Consider the following 13,387-nt stretch of genomic DNA (forward strand, 5'->3'; position numbering starts at 1 on the left):
GAACACCGACAGGCGGGAGACATCGTGTTTAATATGGTCGTAACGGTAACAAAACTTTTGTTCTCACTCACCTTAGGTACGGTAACTGTACCGACCGAGATGTCCAACGACATTCCAGACAGCGGTGACGGCCCCTCGACGACCACCTCCTTCGAGGAGTGGTTAGACCAGCACGCCGCGACCCAGGGCATCTCGCGCGAGGAGCTTTTCGAGCGGTTAGTCTCCTCTTACTGGACGCTCAACGAACTGATGCAACTGCTCGACGACTCGGGGAGCGGCAACCCCTCGTTCGGAGGGGCGTCCGAGCCGACCGACGAGTCCGGAGCGCTCCCGATCGGTCCCGAACGAACCGATCCGACCGCAGAGGCCGAACACGCCGGAACGGATGGGTCACGAAACGACCGCGAGGCGGCGACCGACGTCGAGGCGCTGGCCGAGGAACTCGATACACTCGGGGACCGCGTCGACGAACTGCAATCGACGCTCGAAGCGGAGGCGGAGCGCGGTCGATCGCTGGATCAGGTCACCGAGACGATCGCGACTCGGCTCGCGGAGGTCGAATCGGAACTGGAGGGCCTGGCGTCGGAGTCGGAGGCGACCCGCGAGTCGCTCACCAGGGAGTACGAGTCCCTCTCCGAGCGGGTCGAGACGATCGAGTCGGAACTCGACAGGGAGCGGGAGACGCGAGCCACGGAACAGCGAGAGCTGGCTACAGAGCAGAAGGAGATCAGGTCGCGGCTGGACTCGGAGTTCGACAACCTGGAGACGATCCTCAAATACCTCGTCTCTCAGACCGACGAACTGGGGGCTGACCTCGCGAGTGCAGAGTCGCGGTACGAGGACGCGCTGTCGCGGATCCGCCGGGAGCAAGAGACGTTGGCCTCGCTCAAACGCGACGCCGCGGCGGCGGACGCACACGCCGGCGAGTGCGAGTCCTGCGGTGAAACGGTCGACCTCGACCTGCTTTCTCGACCGTACTGCCCGCACTGTGAAGAGGGGCTGACCGGGGTCGAGAAACAACGCAAGTGGCTGCTCTTCTCTGATACCCTCGTCACCACGGACGACGAAGGCCGCTCGAAGCCCACGGAAGGAACGCGGGGACAGACCGGGAGACAGCCGCCCTCGCAGCCGCGGTCCGGGAGCGGAACCCGAAGCCAGGCTCCGTCTTCGAAGGGAGGCGGCTCATCGATACCGACTGGCTCCAGTGAGTCACGGTCGTCGGTCGGTGACCACGAAACGCGCGGCCGCGGGGCCGACTCCGGAACGCAGCGTCGGGGCGACGAAGCGGAGACGGTCGAATCGGAGACGGCCGCCGATCGAACCCTGGGCGGATTCTCGGGATTCGATTCCGCGGAGGACGAGGACGTCGAATCCGCGGCCGACAGCGCGACCGAACGGACGGACGAGACGGCCTCCCCCTTCGAGTTCGGCGACTCCGGAACGGACCCGAGAGACACGGCTTCGGAGTCCGCTTCCGAACCCAGCAGGCAGGGGGGCCGGGGGTCTACGGGACGGAACCGGGACCAGGAGGACCCACGTCGGCGAACCCCGGCCGAGCCCGAAGCGGCCGAGTACGCTGCGGGGGGCGACGAGCGGTCATCCACGCAGTCGGAATCGGCGTCCGGATCCGATTCGCCATTCGGGAACCTCGAAGATCTGGAACGGCGAGAAGGCGTCGACGAGTAAACTACTCCACCCTACTCGCTCACGGCGTCGCCGTTCGCTTCGTTGAGGGTTCCGTCAGACTTCGTCTGACGGCGTGCAGACTGTGCGTCTGCACTGGGGTTTTCGCGTGGACTCTCGTTCTGGCCTTCACAGGCAGGCTCGTAATCGCCGTTCACGTTCAACGTCCCGCGATTCAAGCGCACGTTTACGGGTGCGCCTCCGCTCGACGACTTTTGCGCCGAACGGAGATACTTCAGACCGATATTCTTCGCCGCGTTATAGTCAGCGTTCACTTCGTAGCCGCACTTCTGGCAACAGAACCACTCTTGTGTCTGGCGGTTCTCGCGGAGTGTCGTCCCACACTTCGAACACCGTTGGGATGTGTAGGTGGGACTCACTTGCTCGACCGAGATGCCGACCACCTCGGCTTTGTATTCAACGTACTCGAACAGCCGGCGGAACGCCCAGACGTGGAATTTCTTGGCGTTCGGCATCCGCTCACGAATTCCAGTCAGGTTCTCGAACGCGATCACGTCGCAGTCGGTTTCGACGGCTTCCGCGATGAGTTCCTTCGAGACGGTGTGTAAGAAGTGGTCGTAGCGGCCTGTCTCCGTGCGTCCGACCGACTGGATAGTTTCGTGAGCGGCTCGCGTTCCACGTTGTTGAAGCGATCCGCGCCGCTTCTCGAACTCGCGGTGCCAGTGGTTCAACTCTGATCCGTTCCAGAACGTACCTGTCGAAGTGACGGCGACGTTTTCGATGCCGAGGTCAACGCCGAGGACTGTGCTGTGCTCGTCGTTGCCTTCGTCGGCAGTCTCGAACTCCACGTCCGCCTTTGTTCGGACGTGAAGGTAGAAATCCCCCTCTCGGTAGTGGAGTTCTGCGCCCGTCACTTCGTAATTAGTATTGAACAAGTACTTCGAGTGTGGCGTCTCGCGGTTCTCGTCGGGAAGAACGTACTCGGCGGTGATGCGTCCGTCCACGGTTGAGAGTGTGGCGTGGTCGTCGTTGAACGTCGCACACCGCTTGTCGTAGACGAGCGTCGGGGCGGAGAAGTGCGGTTTTCCTGCGTAATCACCTTGCTTCCACCGAGCGACGACGCTCTGGACGGCGTCGGCGGCCTTGTTGCGGGCGTTCTGCACGAGATTCGCTTGGAGCCGAGTCTCTGCCCGCACGTGGTCGTACGTTTCGCGTTGGAGTTCGGCTTTGCTTGTCGTCTTGTACTCGCCTTGCCACGCGTGGTCTACGACGTAATTGGCAGCCCACAAGAACTCGGAGACGGTTTCGTGGAGGAGGTCGGCGTCGCTGTCTGCCACGTCGAGTTTTACTGGAACAGTACGACGGACCTCCATCCGTACTTCAGATGGGTGTCTATGCCTTTATATTAGTGACGGGTCGTTGGGAGTCGGTCAGCAATCGAGCGTGGTTGGTGTCGTACTGTGTCGGTTTCCTCTCCGACCTACTCGCTCGCTACGCTCGCTCCTTGAGGTCGGAGGCTCCTCCTTGCATTCGCTGAAGTCCGTTTGCGGCGATCGACGCCCGCTCACAACAGCGAGACCGACCCGTCGTCGTCGAACTGGAGGACCGTATCGAACAGCGACTGGAACGTGCGGACGGTCTGGTCGTCGTGCTGCTGTGGGTCGAAGTGGTAGTGAGCGCGGACGCCGGCAGACTGCACGCGGCCGCGGAGGACGTGCAGGAACCGAAACACCCGCTCGTGGTCGTCGTTCAGGCTGAGCAGGTCCGAGAGGGAGTGAAAACACATCGTCGTCTGCCCCGACGTCTCCTCCCACTCCGTGAGGATCTTGCTGGTCACGATGCCGATCCGTCGGAGGTCCTGCGTGTTCGAGACGCTTCTGACCGTGACGGGGCCGTCGTACTCGTCGTAGCTCACCTCCCGGTTGTAATTCCGCACGTCGACGACGGCCGTCTCACCGACCGGTCCGTTGAGGTAGTTTTCGAGCACCGAGAGGCGTTGGCTCGGCGTGTCGGTGATCGTGATCACGAGGAGGTTCACGCGCTCTTCCGAACGGGACTCCATCAGTCGCGAACAGAGCCCCTGTTCTGCGGGACAGTCGGAGGGGCCGTTCAGGAGGACGTTGGACGCCCCGCCGGTCAGTTCCAGGAGGGCCTCCGTTTTCGGATCGAGGGCGGACTCCCTGCCGCTCTCTTCACCCTGAGCGACGAAGTCCCACTCGCCGAGGTCCTCGTCGTCGAGCGTCGGTTCGGCATCGCTTCGCCGTTCGAGCGATTCGGCGAGCTCCGACAGTGACTGTGAGCCGCCTGTCTCTCCGGCCTTATCGACTTCGCCGGACCCGCCGCTGAGACGATCAGCCAACTCAGACAGAGACGAGGAACGATCGCTATCGGAAGTCGACGACGTCTCCTCGTCGTTTCCCATACGGGGTACTGTTAGAGCGAATTAATAAGTCTTAGCGTCAGGCGAGCGAAACCCAACGGCGGCCATCAAAAACTGATAATCCTGAAAGCGCGGGTGCATTCTATCTGAGTTACGTCCTTCAGGACGTGGGGGTGGTCAACCCCCGTAAACTTATCACCACAACGGCCCAAACCGTTGGCAGGCGCACCGACAGTATGAGCACATATCCCCACGTCCTGATTGTCGACGACGAGCCGGACCTCGCAGAGTTATACGCGTCGTGGTTGCCGGAGGACCACATCGTCGAGACGGCTCACGACGGGACCACCGCGCTCGAACGGTTCGGCGAGTCGGTCGACGTCGTGCTCTTAGACCGGCGGATGCCGGGGCTCTCCGGCGACGAGGTCCTCGAGCGGATCCGCGAACGCCCGACGAACTGCGGCGTCGCGATGATCACCGCCGTCGATCCGGACTTCGACATCCTGGAACTGGGGTTCGACGCGTACCTCACGAAGCCGGTCGGAAAACCGGACCTCAGAGACGTCATCGATCGCCTGCTTCGGCGCTCGGAGTACACCGAAACGCTCCGGCAGTTCTTTATGAAGCTCTCGAAGCGCGAGGCGCTGATGGCCCAGAAGCCGCTGTCCGAACTCGAATCCGATTCGCGGTACCAACAGCTGGAATCGGAGATCGAAACGCTGCGGCAGGAGTCGGAGGCGCATATGGCCGAACTCGACGGGGAGGACTTCGAGGCGCTGTTCTACCGGCTCGACGCCTGAGGCGATCGAAGGCCATTCGCAGTGACGACGGTACGCACTCGGAATCGGGGGGAGCCCGCTCACGTCGGATCACACTCGTTTCTCCGGTGGCCGTTGCCAGTTCACTCGTACGACGGAGGTGATCCCGAGGTCGACGAGCGACCATCGGGAGTGATCCGAGAGGCAGTACGTCTCTTTCGTCGTCACGAGAACACTTCGCTCTCTCGAACGACGGGGGAGCTTTTACAGAGCCAGCGACGCCGTCGCTTGCCCAGCGGAACACTACCGGGCGAAAAGGGATTAATAGACTCGGTGGAACTGTAATGGGTAGGCTGTGGCATTCAAGCAGGAGTTTTCGCCGATCAGTTGGGAACGTGTGTATTGTGGAAAATTGGCTCCCATCTTGATGTGGCCCCTGAACGAATTCGGTGGTGTGTTCGAGAACATCCTTGTCCCGACCGACGGAAGCGACTGTGCGCAGGCGGCTGTCGGGTACGCCGCAGACTTGGCGACACGTTATGATTCGAGGGTACACGCGCTCTGTGTGGCTGATTCCAGAACGCTCGAAAACCTCCCACAGTACGACCAAATTACGAAAGAACGTGAGGAGGTCGCTGAAAGGGCCTGCAACGACCTTTCCGAGAGTGGCGTCGCAGTTGAACAAGCCGTCCGTACTGGCGTCCCCTACGAGACGATTCTCCGGTACGCGACCGAACAGGATATCGATCTCATCGTGATGGGGACACACGGTCGAACCGGCGTCCAACGGTATCTGCTAGGGAGTGTCACCGAGAAGGTCGTCCGGCTCTCGGATGTGCCAGTATTGACGGCGAAATCGGAAGGCGACGGCGAAGTCACGTGCCCTTACACCGAAATCTTGGTGCCGACCGACGGAAGCGAGGGAGCTGAGGCCGCTGTTGACCCCGCGGTCGATATCGCACACACCTACAATGCTCGCCTCCATACGCTCTCGATCATCGATACGATGGCGATGGGCGTCGACGTCCGTTCCGGTGCAATCCTCGAAGCACTCGAAGAGTCAGCCCGATCCGCGGTAAAAACCGTCGAGGAGCAAGCGGCCCAAGCTTCTGTGTCTGCGGTAGAAACCGAGATTGAACACGGGAGCCCCTACCGAGGGATTCGTTCCTACGTTGAGGAACACGACATTGATCTCGTCGTGATGGGTACCCACGGACGCAGTGGGATCGAGCGATACCTCTTGGGAAGCGTCGCCGAAAAGACAGTGCGTACGTCACCAGTTCCTGTAATGACCGTTCGTCAGCCAGAGTGAACCAGCGATCAGGAATGAGTCTTGATCTGTCTTGCCGTGTAGAATCTACAGATAAGCAAGGCGAGTGCCTCGGGGCTTGACCCCGAGGCGGTTCACCGTTCTCAACACTGAGTCCGCCCTGAACCACTTCTCCGGTCAAAGGATGCCCCGCTTCTGTACTCGACACTGACTACTAGGTCATCCCCCGGCGTGCTTCCAGTAACTAATGGCTGTCTCCGGTTCGACGGGCTGTAGGTAATTAAGCATAAAAGACGGGAGAATTTTTTGGTGGTCTCGGGAGACCGTTCAGGTCGTCTCTTCTTTCGGGGGCTGATACCCACGGCGGGAGAGATGAAAGATGTTGAGCGTCCGGAGAATTCCGTGGATACCCAGACATGAGCCGAACGCTATCGTCCCCAATTTCCCGCCTGACCCCCCGACGAACGGCGTCGTGTACACGACTACCAGCCCGACCCCGATTCCAGTCGTTCCGATCCACCACTCGTTCGGGATTCGTTTCGGATCCGTCATCCCCGCGAACGAAGCGGAGTAAACGGCCGCGGCGAGTAGTTCCCCCGAGGCATCGACGAATACCGGGAGCAGGAGCCCGCCAACTGTACCCACGAGCCCGGAGGCCAAGACCGGATCCGCAGCCGAGCGAGTATGAACCGTGAAGGAGCTGATGGCACTGAGTGCCGCGAACCCGACCACTGGGAAGAGTACACGCTGACTGGGGATTGTGCCACTCTGAAAGGAGCCAGCAGTCGGCAGCAAGATCATCAACACTCCGACGAACGCGGTCGTTCCCAGCTTTCCACCTACGCCGTGAAACACCGGATGGGCGACGGTAAACAGAAGTCCGGCAAGCACCGCGGCGAGGGTCGCATACCAGTATGACCCGAACAGCTCCGGAGAGGTCATCCCGACGAACGCGCCGCAGTACACTGGGACAGCCACGCCTTGGATGGTTATGGCTGCGATGATTCCGACCAAACTGGCGGCTACAATCGGAGACACCCCCAGTTCTGCGACACCAGCGAAGGTGAGCAACGTCCCGCTAACGACAGCTAACAGGTTCTGATGGGCCTCGCTAACAACAACAGTCCCTTGGTCGATAACACGACGCAGTTCCCACCACTCGTATCTGATTCCTAACCCGGTTCCGAGGGTACCAGCAATGAGGACTGGACTCAGCAGTATGGGCCCGCTCGGAAGGAAGGTGCCCCACACGCCGAAGCCGAAGAGAACGAGCGGTGCTACCGCCAGGAGGAGAAACCCCCGACCACTGGTGGCCAGGGCAGTGACCGTTCAAGTACGTTCCAGTGTGTCATCGGTCAGCTAGAGGGATCGGCAATTCGGTTCAATCGATGAGCATCCATTGACGGTGTCCGGACTAAAGCCGTTCGTATTATTCACAGACTTTTCTAATAGAATATCTGAAATGTCGCCCGGAACACTACCGGGCGAGTTTCTACTAATAGCTCGGTGAAAGTGAACGAGTGAGTCCACATTGAACGAGGGCGTCTCGCCGTTTTGAAATTTCGTCGCTCAGATCAGCCTCTCTCCCCACTGTCGACATCGGGTGTGAACGAACTCCGATCGACATAGAGGGACTCGACGAGAAAGACTACCGCGAAGATCCCGATAATCCAGAGCAGAATCTCCACGTCAGTCCGATAGAGGTGATAGAGAACGATCGGGAGTGCGACTCCCGTACCGACCAGACCGAGTACTGGGATGAAGCGGTTCGACCCCGTCTCGTCGGCGAGTATGAGGTTCGTGTAATTCGTGACTGCAAACGAGATCAGAAACGCCACTGATCCGAACTCGGTGATCTGTTTGAGAGTGCCGAGGGCTGCGAGTGCTGCCGTCAGACTCCCGATGATCAGCAACGCGTAGACCGGGATTCCGTCCCGATTCCGAAACGAGAACAGACGGGGGAGTGCTCCCTCCGTTGCGATTTTATTAACGAGCCGCGAGGTGCCGAAGAGAGTCGCGTTGATACCTGAGGAAGTGCTCTTCATCGCCGAAAGGATCACCAGAACGAATCCCGCACTCCCGAGCACCGGTATGTTGGAGACGGCCTCGGCCAGGGCGACTTCCCGATGGGCGAGGAGTTGCTCGGGCGTGAGATGGAGCGTTGCCATGAACGACACCGAAACGTAGATTAGAATCGCGATAGCGATGGCGACGTACATCCCGATTGGTAACACTCGTTCTACGTTTTCGATGTCTTCGTAGTCATAGACCAGTAGTTGGAATCCTTCATAGGAGACGAAGATGATGGCGAATCCGGTGATGGGGCTGACGACGCCCTTGCTGAAGAAGTCCAGCGCAGCCACGCTCCCATCGTAGAAAACCACTCCGAGGGTTGCGAGCGACAGCAAGATGACGATTTTGATGTACACCGCGATATCTTCAAAGAGACCAGTCTCCTGGACCCCCCGGAGGTTGAGCCCGACGAACGCAGCGACGATCATTGTCGAAATCACCGGCCGCAGGAGTTGCGGGAGTTCGATTCCTGCGATGGCTCGCGCGGCAGTGAGCGTGTACGCACCGAAGGCGAACGCGTACATCGCCATCACACCCACGTATCCGACGACGAGAATCCACCCGACGTACGCGGCGACAGTCGGATTGTCGACGATGTGCTCGACGAACGAAAAGACGCCGCCGTGCTCGCCGAAGTGCAGCGTGAGTTTGAGATAGGAATAGGCAGTGAGGAGGGTGATGACGCCCGCAATGAAATACGACAACGGGACTGCATTACCGGCTTGCTGCATTGCGACGCCGAGTACGGCGTAGATCCCGCCGGAAACCATTCCGCCGACACCCATCGCGACGACCTCGACGAGTCCGAGTCGCCCGGGACGACTGCGAGTCAGGAGAGATCGGAGTGATTTCATAGGGGATATGATCGAGATGTCCAGTTAACCCATTAAAACATCTGCCCGGAACACTACCGGACCAGAAACTGCTAGTAGGCTCGGTGGAAGTGTAACTCACGCGTCTGCGAATCGAGAATAGACGTATGTGAAACCGCTACTCGTTTTCGAGGGCGTCGTAAATATCGCGGTGTTCATCCCGATCAGCCTTGGCGACGTGCAACACGAGCGCTCGACGAATGTCATCCATCACATCATCGAGTGGCGTTCGTTCGCCTGTCTTCTCTTCCGTCGCCATATCTATCTCTTGTCTATGAATCCGGTTAATCGTTCGGGTCCGATGAGTCATCGGACAGCTGTTCGAGTCCATACTCAACGAGATCGCCTCGACATCGCTTGACCACTTCGTTCAAATCGACACCGGACGTGTGTGTTCGGAGATATTCGAGCACGTGGTCCTCATCGACCGTCGTCTCGTCCGTCCCGAACTGCTTCAGTATCTCCCTGACCTCGTCGTCGTAGTCGAATCGATACCCATTGAGCAGGTAGAACACAGTCGTCGCGTTGAGTGCGGTGCGCTTGTTGCCGTCCACGACGGGTGATTGGCGACGAGAAGCCGAAGCAGATGAAACGCCTTCTCGTGAACCGTCTCCGGAACTGACCCGAAGCTCCCTTCGCTGATGTAATCCAGCGCGAATTCGATGTCGCCACGGCTCTGGATGCCCGAACTCGTGTCGGGATACTCCGAGACGATGTCCTCGTGGATGTCGAGGACATCCTCGACCGATGGATACCAGAACGAGTCGGTCATCGTCGGAGTCTCACGCCGAACAGACCTATTGTTTTCTCTCTACGACTGTACGAGTCTCGGAAGTACTCCACAGGTCTTCTGTGAGTAGAATCATTGTATCGAAGGATGTGCGCCCGGAACACTACCGGACGAGTTTCTACTAGTAGACTCAGTGAAAGTAAAACGGACTGGAGCACCAGCATCTGGCGACCGAGTGGCTCGTAGAGCCCGGTAGGTCGCCAGTTCACTCGCGCGAGCGAATGCGAGCGCGAGGCCAAGGAAGGGGCGAAGCCCCTGACGCAGGCTTTTGGTCGAGCTTTTGCCGAGCGAGCCGCAGGCTCGCGTAGCGCAAAAGGTCGATGTACGCCCGGAACACTAACGGCCGGCCTCATCCCGGGGCTGCGTGCCGCGTCGGCCGGGAAACCCTCGTGTCGGGCGGTCCGTCTTTCGGGCGCGGACGGTCCACGGATGTCGCACACCCGGGTTCGCCGCCGATTCATCGCTCCCGTAACGGGAGAACTCGGGCGGGGACTAAGGGTGCGCACTCGGACGAACGGGACCGACGCCCAAGGCCGTTCCGGCTCGCTGTCGGAACCGGCTACACCGTGTACTCGGATTCGGACAACTGGACGTACTTGCCGTTGCGGAACGAGAACTTCTTGCGCTTGTAGCTGGTGACCAGCCGGGCGGCGCCGAATCCGGCCCGGACGTTGCTCGTGTCGAACAGGCCGTAGCCTTCGCTCTTTTCCATCAGTTTCCGCGCCGTCGAGAACGCCCAGTCCCAGTCGTCCGGGTCGTAGTCGTGGACGACGTCAGCCATCGCGACGTTGCGGAGCACCTCGTCGCCGATGGCGTCCTTCCAGCGGTCGTTGTACGTCGAGAGGTCGCCCGAAGCGGCCAGTTCGCCCGCGATTGCCCCCGTTCGAACGGCCGTGTGATCGCCGCCCTCGTGGAACGCCGACGTCGCGCCCATCGCGCCGCCGACGACGGCGATTCCGGCGGCGGTCGGCGAGTCGATCGGCCGCGTCGACGAGATGGCGTACGTCTCGGTCCCGCCCGATTTCCCGCGCTCTTCGACGAGCGGGAAATCCTCCTCGACGTCGTACTCGTCACCGTACTCCATCTCTAGGAGCCGTCGGATGTACTCCTTGCCCTGCGGGATCCGCTCGTCCTCGGGGCGGAGGAGGGGATAGTCCTCGCGGCTCTCGACGTCGTCGAGGTCCATCCCGATGGGCATCGTCAGCCCGATCCGGGCGACGTTGTCGTCGTTCGGGAATATCCACGGGTAGGCGGTGTGACCCGGCATATGTCCCCACCAGAACTTGATCGCGCCGGCGACCTCCTCGAAGACCTCCTCGGGCAGGCGGCGGTGTTCCTGGTAGGCGATGTGGTTCGTCTCTCGGGTCGAGAGACGTTCGGTGACGTCGAAGGGAAGGTACTCGTCGAGGACGCCCGACGTGACCTGTCGCTGCGGACCGTCCGCTAAGATCAGGAAGTCGGCACCGACGGCCTCGCCGTCGGCGAGTTCGATTCGGTGTCGCGGTCCGTCCGTCGCTGCCGGATCCGTCTCGACGCCGCGGACCGACGTGCCGACCCGGTAGGTCGCACCCGCTTGCTCCGCGCGGTCGCGGAGGAAGTCGTCGAAGCGGGCCCGGTGCATACAGAATCCGAACTCGTCGTACGACGACTCGATGCCCGTCGAGCGCAGCGTCAGCGACTCCGTCGGGCCGATGAACTCGGCCCTGTCTAACTCGCCGAGCACGACGCCCTCGGGCATCTCGTCGGGGTGAATGCCCATGATGTCCACCCAGTAGTCGAGGATGCCCGCGGCGTCCGTCGAGTCGGGACCCAGTCGATCCGGCCGATCAGCCCGCGGGACGCCCTTTTCGAGGACGACCGCCGACGCGCCGGCCGACGCGGCGGCGTGTCCGGCGGACGACCCCGCGGGGCCGCCGCCGACGATGGCTACGTCGAATCGCTCCATATGGCTACAGCGACCCCGACCCGGTATTATACTGTCGCCTGGCGGTCGAAAGCGAGGCACCCTCACCGCGGTTCGGCTCCCGTGGTCCTCCAGCAGTGCTCCGTGATTCTCTAACAGCGCTCCCGCGGTCCTCCAGCAGCGGTTCCCTCCGACCGCGGCCGTCCCCGAAAACCTATCCGCGTCGGGAGAGTGCTGTTCTATGACATGCAAGTCCTCTTCATCGACATCGACTCCCTCCGAGCGGATCACGTCGGCGGCTACGGCTACGAGGGGCCGACGACCCCGAACATCGACGACCTCATCGACGACGCCGTCGCGTTCGAGCGCGGATACGTCGCGAACTCCCCGTGTATGCCGTCGCGGGCGGCCTTGACCTCCGGACGGTTCGGCATCGCGAACGGCGTCGAAACCCACGGGCGGCAGTCCCAGCAGATCGACCGCCCCGAGAACCGGACCGACTGGGCCGGGTCGTGGACGGAGAACCAGCCGGAGCGACCCTGGTGGACGCTCCCGGAACTGTTCTTCCAGAACCGCATCCCGACGATCGGCGTCTCGTCGTTCCCGCGACACCCCGCGCCGTGGTTCTACCACGTCTGGCACACGTTCAGACAGCCGCAGGAGCCCGACGAGGAGATGACGGTCGAGTGGGGGCACGTCTCGTTTCAGACCCCGCGCGCCGAGACCGTCACCGACACCGCGATCGAGGAACTCGAAGCCGTCGACGGCGACTCGTTCTTCCTGTACGCCCAGTACTGGGACCCCCACGCCCCGTACAACCGCTCGGCGGACGAGATCGAGCGCTTCCGCGACACCCCGTTGCCGCCGCATCCCACAGAGGAGCAACTCGAAGCACACCGCGAGTGGGACACGCTCCGCGGGGCGACCCAGGAGGGAATCGAGACGCGCGGCGATCTCAACGAGATGATCTCAGCGTACGACGCCGAGATCCGGTACACCGACCGTCACGTCGGCCGACTCTTGGAGTACCTCAAATCGACCGGGCAGTACGACGAGACGCTGATCGTCCTCTCGGGCGATCACGGCGAGGAGTTCGGCGAGCACGGCCTCTACAGAGAGCACTGGAGCACCCACGACGGCACCCAGCGCGTGCCGATGATCGTCAAACCGCCGGCGGACACCGAGATGGAACAGGGGACCCGCGAGCACCTGATAACGAACGTCGACTTCGCGCCGACAATCGCGGACTACCTCGGCGAGTCGCCGCCGGAGCGCTGGCAGGGTACGTCGCTCCGGGCGATAATCGAGTCGTCGGACGCGGACGGACGGGACGCGATCGTGTTCGACCACGGCCTCTACACCGCCCAGCGAGCGATCCGGACGCCGGAGTGGAAGCTCGTCCGGACGTACCACCCCGGGATGTGGGGCGGAGTCCTTCCCGAGTACCAGCTGTACGAGATGAACGACGACCCCTGGGAACAGGACGACCTGGCGGCGGACCGCCCGGACCTCGTCGACTCACTCGAGGAGGAAATGATCCTCTGGGCGGAGCGCCACCGGACGGGCAGCGTCGATCCCCTCCGGCGCGTCGCCGAGCGCGGGCCTTCCGGCTACAACTCGTTCAAAGACGGATTCGAGGGCGTGTGACCTGGAGCGCATCTGTGTCGCCGCCTCGATCAACAGCGTGCGTCACTGCC

The 13,387-nt window shown here is 61.6% G+C and carries 10 protein-coding genes and 1 pseudogene; 4 read left to right on the forward strand and 7 right to left on the reverse strand.

Annotated features, from left to right (window positions below; all coding sequences use genetic code 11):
• Nucleotides 1–99: 99 nt before the first annotated feature.
• Nucleotides 100–1,686, forward strand: a complete 1,587-nt coding sequence (locus tag DV707_RS05975; RefSeq protein ID WP_103990147.1) for a hypothetical protein — start codon at nt 100–102, stop codon at nt 1,684–1,686.
• A gap of 11 nt (nt 1,687–1,697) precedes the next feature.
• Here the strand turns inward: DV707_RS05975 and DV707_RS05980 are convergent, their stop codons facing one another.
• On the reverse strand, nt 1,698–3,017 hold the full coding sequence (locus DV707_RS05980) for an RNA-guided endonuclease InsQ/TnpB family protein (protein ID WP_103990146.1): 1,320 nt from the start codon (nt 3,015–3,017) through the stop codon (nt 1,698–1,700).
• Between the two features lie 191 nt (nt 3,018–3,208).
• Nucleotides 3,209–4,066: a DUF7504 family protein gene (locus DV707_RS05985; RefSeq protein WP_103990145.1), complete on the reverse strand. Its 858-nt coding sequence runs from the start codon at nt 4,064–4,066 to the stop codon at nt 3,209–3,211.
• A 194-nt stretch (nt 4,067–4,260) separates the two neighbouring features.
• Here DV707_RS05985 and DV707_RS05990 point away from each other — a divergent pair, with 194 nt between their 5' ends.
• Complete coding sequence (locus DV707_RS05990) at nt 4,261–4,824, forward strand: response regulator (protein ID WP_103990144.1); 564 nt, start codon at nt 4,261–4,263, stop codon at nt 4,822–4,824.
• 412 nt (nt 4,825–5,236) lie between these two features.
• On the forward strand, nt 5,237–6,094 hold the full coding sequence (locus DV707_RS05995; protein WP_103990143.1) for a universal stress protein: 858 nt from the start codon (nt 5,237–5,239) through the stop codon (nt 6,092–6,094).
• Nucleotides 6,095–6,379: 285 nt separating this feature from the next.
• Here the strand turns inward: DV707_RS05995 and DV707_RS06000 are convergent, their stop codons facing one another.
• The 5 genes and pseudogenes from DV707_RS06000 to DV707_RS06015 form a co-directional block, all read right to left on the reverse strand.
• Nucleotides 6,380–7,066 carry a hypothetical protein gene (locus DV707_RS06000; RefSeq protein WP_161569840.1) on the reverse strand — a complete coding sequence of 229 codons (687 nt, stop codon included), beginning with the start codon at nt 7,064–7,066 and terminating at the stop codon, nt 6,380–6,382.
• 560 nt (nt 7,067–7,626) lie between these two features.
• Entirely contained in the window at nt 7,627–8,979 is a 1,353-nt protein-coding gene (locus tag DV707_RS06005; protein WP_103990141.1) for an APC family permease, read from the reverse strand.
• Between the two features lie 136 nt (nt 8,980–9,115).
• Entirely contained in the window at nt 9,116–9,256 is a 141-nt protein-coding gene (locus tag DV707_RS18575; protein ID WP_170216815.1) for a hypothetical protein, read from the reverse strand.
• 25 nt (nt 9,257–9,281) lie between these two features.
• Nucleotides 9,282–9,769, reverse strand: a pseudogene (locus DV707_RS19300) (type II toxin-antitoxin system death-on-curing family toxin).
• Between the two features lie 577 nt (nt 9,770–10,346).
• A complete protein-coding gene (locus DV707_RS06015) occupies nt 10,347–11,732 on the reverse strand; it encodes an NAD(P)/FAD-dependent oxidoreductase (RefSeq protein ID WP_103990140.1) in 1,386 nt (461 codons plus the stop codon).
• A gap of 204 nt (nt 11,733–11,936) precedes the next feature.
• On the opposite strand from DV707_RS06015, the gene DV707_RS06020 reads away from it, so the two are divergent.
• On the forward strand, nt 11,937–13,337 hold the full coding sequence (locus DV707_RS06020) for a sulfatase family protein (RefSeq protein WP_136361803.1): 1,401 nt from the start codon (nt 11,937–11,939) through the stop codon (nt 13,335–13,337).
• Nucleotides 13,338–13,387: the final 50 nt, after the last annotated feature.

Origin of the sequence: Halobellus limi, assembly GCF_004799685.1 — an archaeon.
Classification (GTDB): Archaea; Halobacteriota; Halobacteria; order Halobacteriales; family Haloferacaceae; genus Haloquadratum; species Haloquadratum limi.